The 17,041-nt window shown below is 57.4% G+C and carries 20 protein-coding genes, 1 tRNA gene and 1 pseudogene; 3 read left to right on the top strand and 19 right to left on the bottom strand.

The window, feature by feature from the left end:
• Positions 1–18: 18 nt before the first annotated feature.
• From LCH65_RS12335 to thrS, 14 genes and pseudogenes are all read right to left on the bottom strand, one after another.
• A complete protein-coding gene (locus tag LCH65_RS12335) occupies positions 19–951 on the bottom strand; it encodes a 3-keto-5-aminohexanoate cleavage protein (RefSeq protein ID WP_003432995.1) in 933 nt (310 codons plus the stop codon).
• A gap of 90 nt (positions 952–1,041) precedes the next feature.
• Entirely contained in the window at positions 1,042–1,830 is a 789-nt protein-coding gene (locus LCH65_RS12330; protein WP_058416615.1) for an SDR family oxidoreductase, read from the bottom strand.
• The gene (locus LCH65_RS12325; RefSeq protein WP_058416614.1) at positions 1,827–2,549 is read right to left on the bottom strand and encodes a GntR family transcriptional regulator; all 723 of its coding nucleotides are present in this window, start codon (positions 2,547–2,549) and stop codon (positions 1,827–1,829) included. The genes LCH65_RS12330 and LCH65_RS12325 overlap by 4 nt, the downstream gene beginning before the upstream one ends.
• Before the next feature lie 309 nt (positions 2,550–2,858).
• On the bottom strand, positions 2,859–3,137 hold the full coding sequence (locus tag LCH65_RS12320) for a hypothetical protein (RefSeq protein ID WP_046265756.1): 279 nt from the start codon (positions 3,135–3,137) through the stop codon (positions 2,859–2,861).
• A gap of 313 nt (positions 3,138–3,450) precedes the next feature.
• Positions 3,451–3,786 (bottom strand): annotated as a pseudogene (locus LCH65_RS12315) (type I restriction enzyme HsdR N-terminal domain-containing protein); the annotation flags it as partial.
• Positions 3,787–3,933: 147 nt separating this feature from the next.
• A tRNA-Pro gene (locus LCH65_RS12310) sits at positions 3,934–4,010 on the bottom strand.
• Between the two features lie 88 nt (positions 4,011–4,098).
• Positions 4,099–4,455, bottom strand: coding sequence for a MerR family transcriptional regulator (locus LCH65_RS12305; RefSeq protein ID WP_003315559.1), 357 nt, complete (start codon positions 4,453–4,455; stop codon positions 4,099–4,101).
• Positions 4,436–4,738: an integration host factor subunit alpha gene (gene ihfA / locus LCH65_RS12300; protein ID WP_002553164.1), complete on the bottom strand. Its 303-nt coding sequence runs from the start codon at positions 4,736–4,738 to the stop codon at positions 4,436–4,438. Before ihfA ends, LCH65_RS12305 begins: the two co-directional genes overlap by 20 nt.
• 3 nt (positions 4,739–4,741) lie before the next feature.
• The gene (pheT, locus tag LCH65_RS12295; RefSeq protein ID WP_058416613.1) at positions 4,742–7,120 is read right to left on the bottom strand and encodes a phenylalanine--tRNA ligase subunit beta; all 2,379 of its coding nucleotides are present in this window, start codon (positions 7,118–7,120) and stop codon (positions 4,742–4,744) included.
• Positions 7,121–7,147: 27 nt separating this feature from the next.
• Positions 7,148–8,164, bottom strand: a complete 1,017-nt coding sequence (pheS, locus tag LCH65_RS12290; RefSeq protein WP_003367019.1) for a phenylalanine--tRNA ligase subunit alpha — start codon at positions 8,162–8,164, stop codon at positions 7,148–7,150.
• Between the two features lie 104 nt (positions 8,165–8,268).
• A complete protein-coding gene (gene rplT / locus LCH65_RS12285) occupies positions 8,269–8,625 on the bottom strand; it encodes a 50S ribosomal protein L20 (RefSeq protein WP_002553161.1) in 357 nt (118 codons plus the stop codon).
• Between the two features lie 29 nt (positions 8,626–8,654).
• A complete protein-coding gene (gene rpmI / locus LCH65_RS12280) occupies positions 8,655–8,849 on the bottom strand; it encodes a 50S ribosomal protein L35 (protein WP_002553160.1) in 195 nt (64 codons plus the stop codon).
• Positions 8,850–8,909: 60 nt separating this feature from the next.
• Positions 8,910–9,461: a translation initiation factor IF-3 gene (gene infC, locus LCH65_RS12275; RefSeq protein WP_170846037.1), complete on the bottom strand. Its 552-nt coding sequence runs from the start codon at positions 9,459–9,461 to the stop codon at positions 8,910–8,912.
• Entirely contained in the window at positions 9,461–11,383 is a 1,923-nt protein-coding gene (thrS, locus tag LCH65_RS12270) for a threonine--tRNA ligase (RefSeq protein ID WP_003315564.1), read from the bottom strand. Before thrS ends, infC begins: the two co-directional genes overlap by 1 nt.
• A 349-nt stretch (positions 11,384–11,732) precedes the next feature.
• Between thrS and LCH65_RS12265 the strand changes: the two genes are divergently transcribed.
• Together LCH65_RS12265 and LCH65_RS12260 are read left to right on the top strand one after the other, a co-directional pair.
• On the top strand, positions 11,733–12,038 hold the full coding sequence (locus tag LCH65_RS12265; protein WP_003367013.1) for a hypothetical protein: 306 nt from the start codon (positions 11,733–11,735) through the stop codon (positions 12,036–12,038).
• A gap of 295 nt (positions 12,039–12,333) precedes the next feature.
• A complete protein-coding gene (locus LCH65_RS12260) occupies positions 12,334–12,546 on the top strand; it encodes a cold-shock protein (protein ID WP_003315566.1) in 213 nt (70 codons plus the stop codon).
• Between the two features lie 65 nt (positions 12,547–12,611).
• On the opposite strand, the gene LCH65_RS12255 is transcribed toward LCH65_RS12260, so the two are convergent.
• Positions 12,612–12,953 carry an I78 family peptidase inhibitor gene (locus tag LCH65_RS12255; protein WP_003367010.1) on the bottom strand — a complete coding sequence of 114 codons (342 nt, stop codon included), beginning with the start codon at positions 12,951–12,953 and terminating at the stop codon, positions 12,612–12,614.
• A 309-nt stretch (positions 12,954–13,262) separates the two neighbouring features.
• On the opposite strand from LCH65_RS12255, the gene LCH65_RS12250 reads away from it, so the two are divergent.
• Positions 13,263–13,457, top strand: a complete 195-nt coding sequence (locus LCH65_RS12250; RefSeq protein WP_003367008.1) for a hypothetical protein — start codon at positions 13,263–13,265, stop codon at positions 13,455–13,457.
• Positions 13,458–13,479: 22 nt separating this feature from the next.
• On the opposite strand, the gene LCH65_RS12245 is transcribed toward LCH65_RS12250, so the two are convergent.
• From LCH65_RS12245 to LCH65_RS12230, 4 genes are all read right to left on the bottom strand, one after another.
• Positions 13,480–14,505: a nucleoside hydrolase gene (locus LCH65_RS12245; protein ID WP_003319093.1), complete on the bottom strand. Its 1,026-nt coding sequence runs from the start codon at positions 14,503–14,505 to the stop codon at positions 13,480–13,482.
• A gap of 166 nt (positions 14,506–14,671) precedes the next feature.
• Positions 14,672–15,076, bottom strand: coding sequence for a D-ribose pyranase (gene rbsD / locus LCH65_RS12240; RefSeq protein WP_003350274.1), 405 nt, complete (start codon positions 15,074–15,076; stop codon positions 14,672–14,674).
• Positions 15,073–15,993, bottom strand: coding sequence for a ribokinase (gene rbsK / locus LCH65_RS12235; RefSeq protein ID WP_058416612.1), 921 nt, complete (start codon positions 15,991–15,993; stop codon positions 15,073–15,075). The genes rbsD and rbsK overlap by 4 nt, the downstream gene beginning before the upstream one ends.
• Before the next feature lie 30 nt (positions 15,994–16,023).
• Complete coding sequence (locus LCH65_RS12230; protein WP_003367000.1) at positions 16,024–17,040, bottom strand: substrate-binding domain-containing protein; 1,017 nt, start codon at positions 17,038–17,040, stop codon at positions 16,024–16,026.
• Position 17,041: the final 1 nt, after the last annotated feature.

Genomic DNA, 17,041 nt, shown 5'->3' with positions numbered 1-17,041 from the left:
TGACACATTTTGCGACGACTAGAAATTAACCTTGTCCTGTCCCTTCAGATCTAGCATTTCACGGGCTTGGTCCGGCGTTGCCACCTGCCCGCCCAGCGCTTCGATCACCGTGCGGATACGCTTGACCTGATCGGCATTGGACGCCGCCAGTTTGCCCGGTCCATCCCACAACGAATCCTCCAGACCGACCCGCACATGGCTGCCCATCGACAGGCCCATGGTGCCCAGCGGAATCTGATTGCGACCGGCCCCCAGGATCGACCACTGATAGGCATCGCCAAACAGGCGATCAGCCGTACGGCGCATATGCGCCAGGTCTTCAGGATGCCCGCCGATACCGCCACGCAAACCGAATACCGACTGTATGAAAATCGGTGCCTTGAGCAACCCGCGCTGCAGGAAGTGCGCTGCGGTATACAGATGACCGATGTCGTAGCATTCAATTTCAAAGCGTGTGCGGTTTTCGGCGCAGGTATTGAGGATGTGCGCGATATCGCGGAAGGTGTTGCGGAAAATCCGGTCGTCGCTGTCGGCCAGATAAGGACGCTCCCAGTCGTGCTTGAATTCGCTGTAGCGATCCAGCATTTCGTACAGCCCGAAGTTCATTGACCCCATGTTCAACGAGGCCAGTTCCGGTTTGAGCTGCGCCACCGGCTGCAGGCGCTCTTCCACGCCCATGGTCGGCGCGCCGCCGGTGGTGATATTGATCACCACGTCGCTCTTGGCCTTGATCTGCGGCAGGAACTGCCGAAACAGATCGACATCCTGACTGGGCCTTCCGTCATGTGGGTCGCGGGCGTGCAAATGAACGATCGAGGCTCCGGCCTCGGCGGCACCGATGGCTGCATCGGCTATTTCCTGCGGCGTGATCGGCAAATGAGGCGACATCGACGGCGTGTGGATCGCACCCGTCACTGCGCAGGTGATGATGACCGGACGTTTCTTGGGCATGAGCATTCTCCATTCTTGTTGTTGGCGAGAAGTCTGATGTGGAACATGACTCGGACGATATCCGGTCATCGTTGCCATCGGGCCGAATCCTCAGAGGTACTCGACGTTGCCATCCACACTGATGGCCTGACCCGTGACGTTGCGGGCGGCGGGCGAACACAGAAAGAGCGCCATCGCAGCAACATCCTCGGCGGTGACCATGCGCTTGAGCGAAATCTTTTTCAGGTACTCCTCGCGCATCTCCTCCTCCGGCACGTTCATCTGCTGTGCACGGGCCCGAATCACCCCGTCCATGCGCGGACCTTCGACGATACCCGGCAGCAAGGCATTGACGCGGATATCACTTTCACCCAATTCGGACGCCAGCGACTTCATCAGCCCGACAATCGCCCACTTGGTCGCGGCATACGGGGTGCGCCAGGCATAGCCCAGGCGACCAGCGACCGAGGCGATATGGATCAGGTGAGCGTTGGGTGAGTCCTTGAGCAACGGCACCGCGTGATGAGCGAAGCGGTACTGCCCAGTGAGATTGATATCAATGGTGCGCTGCCACTCTTCTTCGCTGATAGCATCGATACCTGCCGTAGGGCCAGCGATTCCGGCGTTATTGATCAGCACATCAAGACCGCCGAACTGTTCACGCTGCACCCTGAACACCGCTTCGATCTGCACCGGATCAGCAACGTCTGCGCGCGTGGCAACGCTGCCTGGATGGCGATCAAGGAATACCGCAATGGCCGCCTCGCTGACATCACACACATGTACCTTTGCCCCGGCTTCCATATAAGCCGCCGCCAACACCTCACCGATCCCGGCGGCACCACCGGAAATCAGGACGCGCAGCCCTGTGTAGGGAACCAGCCGATTGAGAACACTCATGCTTTTTTCACTCCCGAGACCCGCGACCTGGAGCGGTCGCTCTTTGCGATCAGGCGTGTCAGAGAGTCGGCAGCCTGCATGATGTCGTCGGTGACCGCTGCACGAGCGGCCGCCCCATCACGCGCCGCCAACGCCTCGACGATACGGTTGTGTGCTTCCATCGAACGCTGAAGATGCGCCTTGTCAGGCGCAACCAGCGCGAAACACGGACCGATGTGCAGCCAGAAATTCTCCACTGCTGCAACGATCAACTCAGCCTTGGCGACCGCATAAATGCGCCGGTGAAAGGCAAAGTTGGTCCACAGATAGAGCGCGACATCAACGCTGTCAGCAGCCGTCTGCATCTGCCCGCAGAGCTGGCTGATGTCGGCAAGATCGGCGTCGTTGATCAGAACCGCGGCTTTCTCGGCCAACAGCCCCTCCAGCGCGACCCTGGCATCACGAATTTCACGCAGCCGCTCCGGGGTCATCATGGGTACGCGAAGACGAGCGGTTTCGGTGACTTCGAAGGCGTTCTCGGCACTGAGGCGATTCAACGCCTCGCGCACCGGCATCGGACTGGAACCCAGCGCCTCGGCAAGACCACGGATCGTCAGCTTTTGACCCGGCTGAAAGCGCCCGCTCATCAGTGCTTCACGGATCTGCCGGTAGACTTGGTCCTGGAGGGTATCGCGAGAGACCTGCCGCATGGCGGGCAGGAGGATCGGAAGGTCTGTCATGGGAGTGACTCATATTGGCTTTCTTATGGAGCATAATATGTGATCACAAATAACATATGTCAAATTGTTTTTTTGGAGGTGGTGTGCACCTTAGTCGGAGCTCGCGTCGCAGGCACACGCGCAAAGCGTTGGTGCAGGGGAACGTCGCCACGGCTTTTAGGTAACAGCTATTGGCTATTCCGAGTGGCTGGATGAGGACGCTGGCACGGGGCTGTGCCTCTTATAAAAAGCGACAGGCCTTTTATGTGCAAGCAAGCAGCGCGAGAAGGTTTCAGCCCCCAATACCGCGTTTTACATAGGTCTTAAGGTTCAAAGCCAAGCGAATAAAAACTTGATATTGATGCCGATGATAATCAATGCCGTCAGCAGACCGGGTAAACGCCAAAGGCCAAGCAGCAGAAACAGGAAAGGATTTAAAAGGCCTATCAGAATCAGGACAACCGTGTGGATCCCCGAGCCTTCCGAACCAAGCAGGTCCCAAATCAGCACCCCCACCCATATCGCCCAACACGCATACATGGTTATACCGTCGACCCGGTAAAAGGCACGCTTGAAAGCACTTCCCAAGGTATCGGAATCATTGAGCATCAGTGCATCCATACATAAATTGATCTGCTCGATAGTAGCCGAACCGAATCGCGAAGCTCCAATAGGCCTCTCAAACTGAGCCTCAGCGGCGGGAACAAGTCATGCCAATTCAAGAAAAGTGGGGGCGTCAGATTAGCAGAAAAATATGATTGACTAGGGCCTGACAGCCTCACCTATTGATCCATGAGATAGTTTTGAAACGGGACTAGTGCTCGGATCCTTGATATCTGATGGAGGCTGCGTTTAGTAATCTTGTCAGTTCCGCATAGACCTCATCGCTCGCCACTGAGAATCTCCGATTTTACTGCCCTGAATCGCCATTACTGCTAATAGCAAAAGGAGCGTCCAGCATTTCTGAATACGACAATGCCTGCTGCATGCCATGCCCAACGGAAAACTTAGCCTGTTTGGCCTCAAGTACAGCGATCGGCACATCTGGACGGGCATATAGCACGAAGTCGGCGCGCTTCGGACCACCTTTAGCTTCGGGATTCTTGATGCGCACAGCAAGCTTTCCACGCACCATAACTCGGCCGTCAGTGAGATTAACCTCTTCACGAAACTGATGCTGCTGCCAACCTGCCTGCTGGATGGCTGGGGTTATGAACTTGGTGCAAATATCCCGCTCAGACAGGTGCCTCTTATCCATGATGCGCCACCCTAGATGCTATGCCCGCCAGTCCTGAACTATTGTGCAGTCAATCTCAATTGGCAACTAATTGGCAACCAAAAACGGTAAATCGCATAAATGACAAAGCCCGGCCGCTTCCGAACCGAGCTAAGTCATTGAAAAATATGGTCGGGACGGAGTGATTCGAACACTCGACCCCTAGCACCCCATGCTAGTGCGCTACCGGACTGCGCTACGCCCCGACTAGGCGTGTATCTGTTTTGCAACGTGCGAAAACGTTGAGGAATATACCCTAAGCATTTGAATTTTGGAAGTATCCTGACTGCTCAATTACGCCTTGAGCATGACGAGTACGTCTTCCAGCTCGGCAATCATCTCCCGAATCATCTGCTTGTACTGCTGAGTATCATCCTTCGGTTCACCGCTGGTGAGACGAAGTCGGGCGCCACCGATGGTGAAGCCCTGATCGTAGAGCAGGCCGCGGATCTGGCGGATCATCAGCACGTCCTGGCGCTGATAATACCGACGGTTTCCGCGCCGCTTGACGGGGTTGAGTTGAGGAAACTCCTGCTCCCAATAACGCAGAACGTGCGGTTTTACCGCGCAGAGCTCGCTGACCTCACCGATGGTGAAGTAGCGTTTGCCGGGGATCGGCGGCAGCTCGTCGTTATGACTTGGTTCCAGCATATGCCTCAACTCGGGCCTTCAGCTTCTGCCCTGGACGAAAGGTGACCACACGGCGCGCCGTAATCGGAATCTCTTCACCGGTCTTGGGATTTCTCCCAGGCCGCTGGCGCTTGTCTCGAAGGTCGAAGTTGCCGAAACCTGACAACTTCACCTGCTCGTTATCTTCCAGAGCGTGCCTGATTTCTTCAAAAAACAGTTCGACCAGTTCCTTGGCTTCCCGTTTATTCAGGCCCAGCTCTTCGTACAGACGTTCGGCCATCTCAGCTTTCGTCAGAGCCCCCATACGCTACTTCCTTAACGTGGCGTTTAACCTCTCCTCAAGCGAGGTGAGGATAGCAAGTGTCGTTGCGTTTACCTCATCGTCATTAAGAGTGCGTGATGGATGCTGCCAGGTCAAGCCGACTGCAAGGCTTTTTCTATGCGGATCAATGCCTTTACCCTGGTAAACATCAAATAACCTGAGGTCTGTGAGCCACTCGCCTGCATTTTCACGAATAACGTCCAGAACCGCACTGGCCGAAACATCCCGATCAGCCAGCAGTGCCAGGTCGCGGCGCACTTCAGGGAAGCGCGACAGCTCGTGGAATTTCGGCAGACGGCCGGTGGACACTTCCGCCAGAACCAGCTCGAAAACAAACACGGGACGATCAAGCCCCAGGGTTTTCGACAATTCCGGGTGAATGGCGCCCAGGAAACCGACTTCACGGCCATCACGCTCGATGCGAGCCGTCTGACCTGGGTGCAAGGCAGGATGCTGCCCCGGCGTAAAGGTGAACTCGCCCAACGCACCGGCAAAGCCCAGCACGGCTTCAACGTCAGCCTTGACGTCGAAGAAATCGACTGCATCGCGACCTTGCGCCCAGCCTTCAGGCAGGCGGCTGCCGCAGACAACGCCGGCCAGCATCGGCTCTTGCTTCAAGCCGTCGAGCTGACCGACGAAGCGCAGGCCGCTTTCGAACATCCGCACACGATCCTGCTGACGGTTGAGGTTGTGCTGCAGCGCCTTGACCAGACCAGGCCACAGCGAGGCACGCATGGCTGCCATGTCATTAGAGATCGGGTTGGCCAGCAGCAAGGGCTTGGCGCCCGGCGTGAACAGCTCGAACCATTTCGGGTCGATGAAGCTGTAGGTGATCGCTTCCTGATAACCGCGGGCAACCAGCAGGCGGCGCAGCTCAGGCAGATCGCCCTTGGCTTCGGCCTTGGCCTGGGGAGCCAGGCGGGCTTGCGGATAGCGGACCGGCAGGCGATTGTAGCCGTACAGACGCGCCAGCTCTTCGATCAGGTCGACTTCAAGGCTGATGTCGAAACGATGACTTGGCACTTCGACACGCCATTTTCCGTCGGCTTCGGCAGTCACAGCCAGGCCGAGACCTGTCAGCAGACGCTCGATTTCGGCGTTTTCGATCACCAGACCGAGCATCTGCTCGACTCGGCTGGCGCGCAACGTAACCGGAGCAATCGATGGCAAATGCTGTTTGCTGACCACTTCTGTTATCGGACCTGCCTCACCACCGGTGATTTCCAGCAGCAGGCCAGTCGCCCGCTCCATGGCCTCACGGGCCAGCTGCCAGTCCACACCACGCTCGTAGCGGTGCGAAGCGTCGGTATGCAAGCCATAGGAACGCGCCTTGCCCGCCACAGAAATGGTGTCGAAGAACGCACTTTCCAGGAAAATATCGCGAGTGCCGGCAGTCACACCGCTGTGCTCGCCGCCCATGACGCCGGCGATTGCCAGCGCGCGCTGGTGATCGGCAATGACCAGCGTGTCGGCACGCAGGCTGACTTCCTGGCCGTCGAGCAGAACGAGCTTCTCGCCCTCTTCGGCCATGCGCACGCGAATCCCGCCGTTGATTTCGGCCAGATCGAACGCGTGCAGAGGCTGACCCAGCTCCAGCATCACGTAGTTGGTGATGTCGACAGCCGCATCGATGCTGCGCACGTCAGAACGACGCAGACGCTCGACCATCCACAGCGGAGTCGGACGCGACAGATCGACGTTGCGGATGACGCGGCCCAGGTAACGCGGGCATGCAGCCGGAGCCAATACTTCGACCGGGCGCACTTCATCGTTCACAGCGCTGACAGCAGCGATCTGCGGACGGATGACGTCAGTGGCGTACAGCGCACCGACTTCACGCGCCAGACCGGCCACCGACAGGCAGTCGCCACGGTTAGGGGTCAGGTCGACCTCAATGCTGGCATCGTCCAGGCTCAGATAGACACGAATGTCCTGACCGACTGGCGCATCGGCTGCCAGCTCCATCAGGCCATCATTGCCCTCGCCGGCCTGCAACTCGGCAGCCGAACACAACATACCGTTGGACTCGACGCCGCGCAGCTTGGCTTTCTTGATCTTGAAATCGCCCGGAAGCTCGGCGCCAATCATGGCAAATGGAATTTTCAGGCCCGGACGCACGTTTGGCGCACCACAGACAACCTGAAAGGTTTCGCTGCCATTGCTGACCTGACACACACGCAACTTGTCGGCATCGGGATGTTGCTCGGTGCTCAGCACCTCACCCACCACCACGCCGCTGAAAACGCCGGCGGCCAGCGTCACGCTGTCAACCTCAAGACCGGCCATCGACAGACGAGCAACCAGCTCGTCGCGGGAAACCTGCGGGCTTACCCAGCCGCGCAGCCATTGTTCACTGAATTTCATCCTGCTCTCCTGAAAGGTTCGTACGACTTAGCGAAATTGCGCGAGGAACCGCAAATCGTTGTCGAAGAACAGGCGCAAATCATTGACGCCGTAACGCAGCATGGCCAGACGCTCTACGCCCATGCCGAACGCGAAGCCCTGAAACTCTTCAGGGTCGATGCCCGACATACGCAGCACGTTCGGGTGGACCATGCCGCAACCCATGACTTCAAGCCAGCCGGTCTGCTTGCAGACGCGGCAGCCCTTGCCACTGCACATGACGCATTCCATATCCACTTCCGCCGAGGGCTCGGTGAACGGGAAATACGAAGGACGGAAGCGCACGGCCAGCTCTTTCTCGAAGAACACCCGCAGGAATTCTTCGATGGTGCCTTTCAGATCGGCAAAATTGATGTCGCGATCGACCAGCAGACCTTCGATCTGGTGGAACATCGGCGAGTGGGTAATATCGGAGTCGCTGCGGTACACACGGCCTGGGCAGACAATGCGGATCGGCGGCTGTTGCGATTCCATGGTGCGGACCTGTACCGGTGAGGTATGGGTGCGCAGCAGCATGTTCGCATTGAAATAGAAGGTGTCATGCATCGACCGGGCCGGGTGATGGCCTGGGATGTTGAGTGCCTCGAAGTTGTGGTAATCGTCTTCGACTTCAGGGCCTTCGGCGATGCCGTAGCCAATGTGCGTGAAGAATTGTTCGATACGTTCCAGAGTACGGGTAATCGGGTGCAGACCACCGGAGGTCTGGCCGCGGCCCGGCAGGGTCACATCGATGCATTCGGCTGCGAGCCTGGCAGTCAGTTCTGCCTGCTCAAACGATGCCTTGCGCGCATTGAGAACCTCTGTGACACGTTCCTTGGCAACGTTGATCAGCGCACCGACTTGCGGACGCTCTTCAGCTGGCAGGTTCCCCAGGGTCTTCATCACCTGAGTCAACTCGCCTTTTTTGCCGAGGTAGTGAACCCGGATTTGCTCCAGGGCATTGATATCTTCGGCGCTTTGCACAGCCTCAAGAGCTTGAGAGACCAGCGCGTCCAGGTTTTCCATGTACAGACTCCAGATACAAAATAGGGGAAGAGCTGAAGGCTCTTCCCCTATTTATGACGTTTAACACCGACCCCGGAGAACCGGGGCAAGTGATTGTCGGGGACTTAGGCCAAGGTGGCTTTAGCTTTCTCGACAATCGCAGCAAACGCCGCTTTTTCGTTCACTGCCAGATCAGCCAGAACCTTACGGTCGATCTCGATGGACGCTTTTTTCAGGCCGGCAATGAAACGGCTGTAGGACAGACCGTTAACACGAGCACCAGCGTTGATACGAGCGATCCACAGAGCGCGGAACTGACGTTTTTTCTGACGACGGTCACGGTAGGCGTATTGGCCTGCCTTGATTACCGCTTGCTTGGCAACACGGAATACGCGTGAACGCGCGCCGTAGTAGCCTTTTGCAAGTTTCAGAATTTTTTTGTGACGCTTACGGGCAATGACGCCACGCTTTACACGAGCCATGAGTTACTTCCTCTATATCTTGATCAAAATTAACGAAGGCGCAGCATGCGCTCGACTTTTGCCACGTCAGACGGATGCAGCAAGCTGCTACCGCGCAATTGACGCTTACGCTTTGTCGACATTTTGGTCAGGATGTGGCTCTTGAAAGCGTGCTTGTGCTTGATGCCGTTGGCGGTTTTCAAAAACCGCTTAGCTGCACCACTTTTAGTCTTCATCTTTGGCATGTTCGGATACTCCGCATTCAGTTGATAAATATAACCGCAAGGCCTGCCGTGCCCTGGTGGTTATTTCTTCTTTTTCGGGGCGATGACCATGATCAGCTGGCGTCCTTCCATCTTAGGATGCTGTTCGACGGAACCGTATTCGAGCAGGTCACCTTCAACCCGCTTCAACAATTCCATACCCAGCTCCTGGTGGGCCATCTCACGACCGCGGAATCTCAACGATACCTTGGCCCTGTCCCCGTCACTCAGGAAACGTACCAGGTTGCGTAGTTTTACCTGGTAATCCCCTTCCTCCGTCCCTGGACGAAACTTGATTTCTTTAACCTGGATCTGCTTCTGGTTCTTCTTCGCTGCAGCAACCTGCTTCTTCTTCTCGAAGATCGATTTGCCGTAATCCATCACACGGCAGACCGGAGGGACTGCGTCGGCAGAAATCTCTACCAGATCCAGCTTCGCCTCTTCGGCAATACGAAGCGCTTCATCAATCGAGACGATGCCAATCTGCTCGCCGTCAGCGCCAATTAAACGAACCTCGCGGGCCGAGATATTTTCATTGATCGGGGCCTTGGGTGCAGCTCGTTTATCTTGTCTCATTTCACGCTTAATAATAATTACTCCGTATCTTGGCGACCACGCCGGGAAACCGCTTGTGCGAGGAATTCAGCGAATTGGGCGACCGGCATCGAGCCAAGGTCAGCGCCTTCACGTGTACGCACAGCGACAGTTTGCATTTCAACCTCCCGATCTCCAATCACGAGGAGATAAGGAACCTTGAGCAAAGTATGCTCACGGATTTTAAAGCCGATCTTTTCATTTCTCAAGTCAGACTTGGCACGAAACCCGCTTTCAGCCAGAGTTTTTTCCACTTCGAGGGCAAAATCGGCCTGTTTGTCAGTGATATTCATGATCACTGCCTGGGTGGGTGCCAGCCAGGCCGGAAACGCGCCTTCGTAATGCTCGATCAGAATTCCGATGAAACGCTCGAAAGACCCGAGAATTGCGCGGTGCAGCATGACCGGATTCTTACGGCTGTTGTCTTCCGACACGTACTCGGCACTCAAGCGGATCGGCAGATTGAAGTCCAGCTGCAAGGTGCCGCACTGCCATACCCGACCGAGACAATCCTTGAGGGAGAACTCGATTTTAGGACCGTAGAACGCGCCCTCGCCAGGCTGCAGGTCATAAGGCAGACCTGCGCTGTCGAGTGCGGAAGCCAGCGCCGATTCGGCACGGTCCCAAAGCTCGTCGGAGCCTACACGCTTTTCAGGGCGAGTGGACAATTTGAGTTCGATATCCTTGAAGCCGAAATCGGCATAGACATCCAGCGTGAGCTTGATGAACGCGGCGGACTCAGCCTGCATCTGGTCTTCGGTACAGAAGATGTGTGCATCGTCCTGAGTGAAGCCACGCACGCGCATGATGCCGTGCAGGGCACCCGACGGCTCGTTACGGTGACAGGCACCGAACTCGGCCAGACGCATCGGCAGCTCGCGGTAGCTCTTCAGGCCCTGATTGAACACCTGCACGTGGCAAGGGCAGTTCATCGGCTTGATCGCGTAGTCGCGGCTTTCGGACTCGGTGGTGAACATGTTGTCGGCGTAGTTGGCCCAATGCCCGGATTTTTCCCAGAGCGAGCGATCGACCACTTGCGGGGTCTTGATCTCGAGGTAGCCGTTTTCACGCTGCACTTTGCGCATGTACTGCTCGAGCACCTGATACAGGGTCCAGCCCTGTGGGTGCCAGAAGACCATGCCCGGCGCTTCTTCCTGGGTATGGAACAGGCCAAGACGCTTGCCGATCTTGCGATGGTCGCGTTTTTCGGCTTCTTCGATGCGCAGAATGTAGGCCGCCAGCTGCTTCTTGTCAGCCCAGGCAGTGCCGTAGACACGCTGCAGCTGCTCGTTTTTGGCATCGCCACGCCAGTAGGCGCCAGACAGCTTGGTCAGCTTGAATGACTTCAGGAAACGCGTGTTCGGCACGTGCGGACCGCGGCACATGTCGACGTATTCTTCGTGGTAATACAGGCCCATGGCCTGCTCGTTCGGCATGTCTTCGACCAGACGCAGCTTGTAATCTTCGTGACGGGCGGTGAACACCTCGATCACTTCAGCGCGCGGGGTGACTTTCTTGATGACGTCGTAATCTTTTTCGATCAACTGCTGCATGCGCTGCTCGATCGCCGCCATATCGTCAGGCGTGAACGGGCGCTCGTAGGCGATATCGTAATAGAAGCCGTCGTCGATCACCGGGCCGATGACCATTTTTGCAGTCGGATACAACTGCTTGACCGCGTGCCCTACCAGGTGCGCGCAGGAGTGACGGATGATTTCCAGTCCTTCCTGATCCTTGGGGGTGATGATCTGCAGGCTGGCATCGTTTTCGATCAGGTCGCAGGCGTCGACGAGCTTGCCGTCGACCTTGCCGGCGACGGTGGCCTTGGCCAGACCGGCACCGATTGAAAGCGCAACATCGGCTACGGAAACCGCATGATCGAATGAACGTTGACTGCCGTCGGGAAGAGTAATAGTTGGCATGGCGCCTCCTCTCCTAGTGGTGACCCCTACCAAAGGTCACGTGGGTTGGGATGAGCCAGTACGTGATCCGGTGGTATGCCTGCCTCACAGTGGCAGGAGCCTTGGGGCCAACCTTGAACCGGACCAGATGACTGGAATGTACGAAAAACCTGCCTGCGCGGCACCGAAAGCCATTGGCCATGGGGCGCTTGAAAATAACAGGACGCGCATCCTAACACAGCCAGACCGGCCGGGATGCACATCCACGCAAATGAAATGGAATTGGCACACCACCTGAACTGGCAGGCTTCATGGGCGTCAGAAACCATCGAGACCCCGAACGTTTTTTCCAGCAATCAAGGAGAACACCATGAAGTTTTCACGCCTGACCAGCCTCCTCCTCTGCAGCGCCGCCCTTATCCCTCTGGGTGCTCACGCCGCAATGGACGGAACGACACGCGCTACCTTCACTCAGGAATGCGTGGCTGCGGCCAAGAAACAGGGGCTGGATGACAAGACCGCAACGACTCACTGCGAATGCGGTGCAAAACAGGTGGACAGTCATTTCACCGACAAGGAAATAGCCTCACTCAAGGACACCAAGACAGCGCCACCGGCTGCATTGACGGCAAAACTGCAAAAACTGGTCGCAGAGAACTGCACGGCGACAAAATAATCATTTTTTTCAGCCGGGGTAAAACGCGCACACCGGGCGCTGATAGCAGTTGGCCCAGCCCCTTCTGAAAGCCATTGAAATCATGGCGTTAAGCGCTATTGCCACAGCCCGTTCAGTACCGCGTCTGACACGCCGGAGGGCGCTTTGCGGAGTATGGAGAACTGCATATACGGGACCTTTACGCAAAGCGCCCACCTTAATAGCTGTTTTTTTGCCCATTTCGACTATGATAGCCCGGTGTGCCCAGTTGGCCTGAGCAGCACGTTACTGAAAATTATGTTTCTGGAGATACACCATGTCTAATCGCCAAACCGGCACCGTAAAATGGTTCAACGATGAAAAAGGCTTCGGCTTTATCACTCCACAAGGTGGCGGTGACGACCTGTTCGTACACTTCAAAGCAATCCAGAGCGACGGTTTCAAAAGCCTGAAAGAAGGCCAGACCGTTACTTTTGTTGCTGCTAAAGGCCAGAAAGGCATGCAAGCAGAAGAAGTTCAGGTGGCCTGATTCACCTGACACAAAAAAACCCCGTCACTGACGGGGTTTTTTTATGCGCGGAAGAAAGTATCGGCTCAACCGCAATTGATACGGGTCACCTTCCCCGACGCATCGGTGTTGACGTTTACCCGCTCGGACCGGTATTCCAGCGTGACCATGTCGTCAGGACCGAGAATGCGCGCATCCTGCGAACCGGAACGGGTGCGGACTTGAGAAAGGAGGTCTATGGAAGCCTGCTTGCCGACAGCGAACTGGGCAAGCCCTGCATCACAACGGCCAGGTATCGCGTTGCTGGCGGGCGCGTCGGCCTTGACGGGCGCCTCAGCACTGGCACTGCTATCCGAAGCCGTACTGCTGCAGCCTGCCACCAATGAAGCCACGACCACAAAACCCAATGTTGCGAATTTCCGGGGCATACACCCTCCTCTGCCAATGAACATTTCCAGACCTGTCCGACCGCGCTAAGGCGCGTTGGTTGCACGGTCCGGCCGACATGCCTTGTGTAACCTGTTGATCTGCCTGGACCGGGAGTCTGCCTTGGCATGACACAGGGCGCGCGAAGAAATCGTCACAAAACGTTTATCGCCGATGCGCATTGAAGCGGGCTATCAGGATCATATGTAAGTAGGAGTGTCAAAATGCGCACGGGATGGTTTACTGCCAGAGACACAAGCGCCGGGAAGCGAGCAGCGTGTGCGTGACCCTTCACTGGAGATCAGACAGACATGACAGCCATAACCCTAGACGCAGACATCAAGGCCAGATGGCCTCAGGGCCACTGCTCGCACAGCCCCGGGAATCCGGAAGAACTGATGATCATCGCAGTTGACCTGCTGATCAAGGAACTGGGCACCGAGGGTGCCCGTGCCTTCATCAGCCAGGTGCTGAGCCGCTACGCCACGGCAGGATTGCCCGCCTGATACGCGGCTTCAGAATGCGTGATTATTTGAGGCGCGCCAGACGCTCGGTCAGCAGATCGAAGAACCCCTGAGCGTCGCCGTTCTCGACCCAGAATACGTTCTGCGGCTGCTTGAGTGTGCCGTACCAGTCGGCCACTGTCTGACCGAAACCGATACCCTCACGGGTGTCCACTGCGACGTTGATCTGCCGTCCGGAAAACAACTCAGGCTTGAGCAGCCAGGCAATCACGCTGGCATCGTGTACCGGTCCGCCGGGCAAACCGTAATGCTCCATATCCAGCTTGACGTATTCATTGAGAATGCCGTCCACCAGCTTGCCCGCATTATTGCCCAGTGCGGCGATCTGCTTGAGGCGCTGTTCACTGGTGAGAATCTTGTGGGTCACGTCCAGCGGCACGTACGTCAGCTTCACACCGCTGGCCAGAACGATCTGCGCGGCGTGCGGGTCGGCGAACAAGTTGAATTCGGCAACCGGAGTGATATTACCGCCGTTGAAATGCGCGCCACCCATGACCACCACTTCCTTGATGCCCTGGGTGATTTCCGGAGCCTGCACCAGCGCCAGCGCCAGGTTGGTCTGCGGGCCGAGCATGGCGATGGTGATGCTGTGCGGCTTGGCCTTGCTCAGGGTGCGAATCAGGTAATCGACGGCATTGCCTTCGGCCAGCCCCTTGGCGGGCTCATGCACGGGTACACCCGGCAGGCCTTCCTGACCGTGAACGTTCTCGGCATAGATTGGTGTACGCACCAACGGCTTGGGCGCACCGGCATACACAGGCACCTCTTCGCGCCCGGCCCATTCCCGCGCCAGCCTGGCGTTACGCGAGGTCTTGTCGAGGCGCACATTACCAGCCACCGTGGTGATAGCCATCACGTTCAGCTCTTCAGGTGACGCCAGCGCCAACAATAGCGCGACGACATCATCCGCACCTGGATCGGTATCGATGATCAGATCGCGCTTTTCAGCCGCCTGGACAGCGGCAGTACCGAGGATGGACAAGAGCAACGCTCCACGAATGAACTGTCTGGAAAACTGTATCAATGTCATATGAAACTCCCTTTCTTGAATAACTAGGCTTTTTGCGAAAAGTCGGCGAGCGAAGGTCAGGCAAGGCAAAAACAGGCGAGGAAGCGGAGTCTACGTGTTGTAAATGAGCATTCCGAGCCTGTTTTTAACGCAGCATCACCGAGCGCAGCCACTTTTTGCACATAGCCTAGAAGACGACTCCGGACACCAGCGCCACATTACTGTACGGCTGACATTCTCCGGTACGGATGATTGCCTTGGCCTTGCGACTCAAGACCTTGAGGTCTTCATGGCTTATCCAGCGTTGTTGCCCCAATTGGTCGTCCAGATTCAGGCTTTCGATCACCTGCAACGCAGGCGGCTTGATCTCGGCCATCTCGTTGGCCAATACGTGGCTTTCAACCTGCATTTCACTCAGCACGACATCCAGCACACTGATGAAATCCGGCACACCGCGGGTCAGCGCGAGGTCGATCAATTCGACGCCCGCCGGTACTGGCATGCCGGCGTCGACGATCATCAGGATGTCACCGTGACCCAGCGATGCAATCACGCGGGACAGGGCAATATTGAGTAGCGGGGTCTTTTTCATAGCGAATTGAATTCCTGTACTTCCTCGAACGTCGGGATGGACGGCTGGGCACCCGCTCGGGTGACGGAGATGGCCGCCGCAGCCTGACCGAAACGAATTGCCTGCAATTCGCCATGGCCTGCGGACAATGCCGCCGCAAAACCGCCGACAAAGGTATCACCTGCAGCGGTGGTGTCCACGGCCTGCACACGACGTGCGGGAATATGCTCAACGCCAGACGCATTGGCGAACAGGGTTCCGCGTTCGCCAAGGGTAATGATCACGTTGCGCGCGCCGGCCGCCAGCATTGCCGAAGCCGCGTTTTCAGCGGCCGCCGGTGAGTCAACGCTGACACCGGTCAGGGTCTGCGCTTCGCTTTCGTTGGGGATCAGGTAGTCGATCAGGGCATACCAGCTTGCCGGCAGCGGCTCGCTGGCCGGCGCAGGATTGAGAATGACGGTCTTGCCCAGCGCACGTGCGCGGGCCAGGGTATGAAAAACGGTCTCGGTCGGCACTTCGAGCTGGCAGATGACGATTTGCGAATCCGCCAGCAGCGCATCGAAGCGCTCGATCAATGCCGGACTGAGCCGACCATTGCCACCGGCCACGATGACAATAGCGTTCTGGCTGTTGGCGTCGACCACGATCGAGGCGATCCCGGTGGACACACCCTCAACGACGGTCACCGCCTGGCAATCGATATGCTCGGCCAGCAGCGCCGCACGCAGTTGCTCACCGTAGGCATCAGCCCCGACACAACCGATCATCGCTACGCTGGCACCCAGACGTGCCGCAGCAACCGCCTGATTCGCCCCCTTGCCGCCCGGCACCGTATCAAATGTTTCCCCGCTCAAGGTCTCGCCGGGACGCGGCAGACGCTGGGCGCGGATGACCAGATCCATGTTCAGACTGCCCACTATCACTATTTTTGCTTGCATGGCTCATTAATCCGTTGCTGCGCGTGCGCGTCATTCGTTGGACAAAGTAGTGGGCGCTGCCGTGGACTCGCGCACCACGACGCTGGGCGTCACGAGTCTTTTTTCGGCAGGAAGCCCATGGGGTGTGGCGATTCTGCTCAGCAGCATTTCTGCGGCGGTTTCGCCCAGTTGCATGATCGACTGCCCCACGGTGGTCAGCGCCGGATAAACATAGCGACTCATCTGGATATCATCGAAACCGATCACCGACAGGTCCTGAGGCACGCGAATCAAGCGCTCGGCGGCGGCGCGCAATACGCCGATGGCAATGACGTCGTTGCCGGCAAAAATCGCCGTTGGCGGATGCGCTGCCAGAAGCTGACACGCTGCCTCATGACCGGCAGAGCTGGTGAACTCACTGTGCGCCGACCATTCGGCCCGGGCCTGAACGGACGCCTGCTGCAGGGCGCGCCGGTACCCCGCCAGACGCATCTCGGCCACAGTGCTGTGTAATGGCCCGCCGATGCAGGCAATGGCGCGATGCCCGAGGTCCAGCAAGTGCCGAGTCGCCAGATAAGCGCCCTGCTCATGATCGATACGGATCATGTCGGCATCGATACCGTCCAGTTCCCGGTCAACGATCACCAACGGCGTACGAACCTCGGCAAGGCCACCTGCAATACCGGCATCGCCGCCCACCGAAGAAACAATCAGACCGTCGACACGCTTTTCCAGCAGCACGCGCAGATAGCCACGCTGTTTCTCCGGATTATCATCGGAGTTGCAAAGGATCACGCAAAAACCGTTGCGCTCGCAGTAATCCTCGATGCCCCGCGCCAATTCGGCGAAATACGGGTTCATGCCGTTGGGAATCAACAGGCCGATGGTCGAGGTGGTCTTGGCCTTCAGCGAACGTGCCACTGCACTGGGCACATAATCGAGCTGTGCAATGGCGGCTTCGACCTTGAGCCTGACCGGCTCGCTCACCGGCCGGGTCTTGTTCAACACGTGGGAAACCGTGGTGTACGAGATCCCCGCCAGGGCCGCGACATCCTTGATGGTTGCCATA

The organism is Pseudomonas sp. MWU16-30316 (assembly GCF_020515645.1).
GTDB classification, from domain to species: Bacteria; Pseudomonadota; Gammaproteobacteria; order Pseudomonadales; family Pseudomonadaceae; genus Aquipseudomonas; species Aquipseudomonas cerasi.
Note: the sequence above shows the minus strand (reverse complement) of the source record. Positions and strands in the feature narration are given on the sequence as shown.

Bases quoted from the DNA above. Each gene is read 5' to 3' on its own strand.
- LCH65_RS12325 (WP_058416614.1), bottom strand. From the start codon at position 2,549: ATGACAGACCTTCCGATCCTCCTGCCCGCCATGCGGCAGGTCTCTCGC.
- rbsD (WP_003350274.1), bottom strand. From the start codon at position 15,076: ATGAAAAAGACCCCGCTACTCAATATTGCCCTGTCCCGCGTGATTGCA.
- LCH65_RS12260 (WP_003315566.1), top strand. From the start codon at position 12,334: ATGTCTAATCGCCAAACCGGCACCGTAAAATGGTTCAACGATGAAAAA.
- pheS (WP_003367019.1), bottom strand. From the start codon at position 8,164: ATGGAAAACCTGGACGCGCTGGTCTCTCAAGCTCTTGAGGCTGTGCAA.
- LCH65_RS12255 (WP_003367010.1), bottom strand. From the start codon at position 12,953: ATGCCCCGGAAATTCGCAACATTGGGTTTTGTGGTCGTGGCTTCATTG.
- LCH65_RS12335 (WP_003432995.1), bottom strand. From the start codon at position 951: ATGCCCAAGAAACGTCCGGTCATCATCACCTGCGCAGTGACGGGTGCG.
- thrS (WP_003315564.1), bottom strand. From the start codon at position 11,383: ATGCCAACTATTACTCTTCCCGACGGCAGTCAACGTTCATTCGATCAT.
- rpmI (WP_002553160.1), bottom strand. From the start codon at position 8,849: ATGCCAAAGATGAAGACTAAAAGTGGTGCAGCTAAGCGGTTTTTGAAA.
- LCH65_RS12330 (WP_058416615.1), bottom strand. From the start codon at position 1,830: ATGAGTGTTCTCAATCGGCTGGTTCCCTACACAGGGCTGCGCGTCCTG.
- LCH65_RS12320 (WP_046265756.1), bottom strand. From the start codon at position 3,137: ATGCTCAATGATTCCGATACCTTGGGAAGTGCTTTCAAGCGTGCCTTT.
- LCH65_RS12265 (WP_003367013.1), top strand. From the start codon at position 11,733: ATGAAGTTTTCACGCCTGACCAGCCTCCTCCTCTGCAGCGCCGCCCTT.
- LCH65_RS12305 (WP_003315559.1), bottom strand. From the start codon at position 4,455: ATGCTGGAACCAAGTCATAACGACGAGCTGCCGCCGATCCCCGGCAAA.
- LCH65_RS12230 (WP_003367000.1), bottom strand. From the start codon at position 17,040: ATGGCAACCATCAAGGATGTCGCGGCCCTGGCGGGGATCTCGTACACC.
- LCH65_RS12250 (WP_003367008.1), top strand. From the start codon at position 13,263: ATGACAGCCATAACCCTAGACGCAGACATCAAGGCCAGATGGCCTCAG.
- LCH65_RS12245 (WP_003319093.1), bottom strand. From the start codon at position 14,505: ATGACATTGATACAGTTTTCCAGACAGTTCATTCGTGGAGCGTTGCTC.
- pheT (WP_058416613.1), bottom strand. From the start codon at position 7,120: ATGAAATTCAGTGAACAATGGCTGCGCGGCTGGGTAAGCCCGCAGGTT.
- ihfA (WP_002553164.1), bottom strand. From the start codon at position 4,738: ATGGGGGCTCTGACGAAAGCTGAGATGGCCGAACGTCTGTACGAAGAG.
- rbsK (WP_058416612.1), bottom strand. From the start codon at position 15,993: ATGCAAGCAAAAATAGTGATAGTGGGCAGTCTGAACATGGATCTGGTC.
- rplT (WP_002553161.1), bottom strand. From the start codon at position 8,625: ATGGCTCGTGTAAAGCGTGGCGTCATTGCCCGTAAGCGTCACAAAAAA.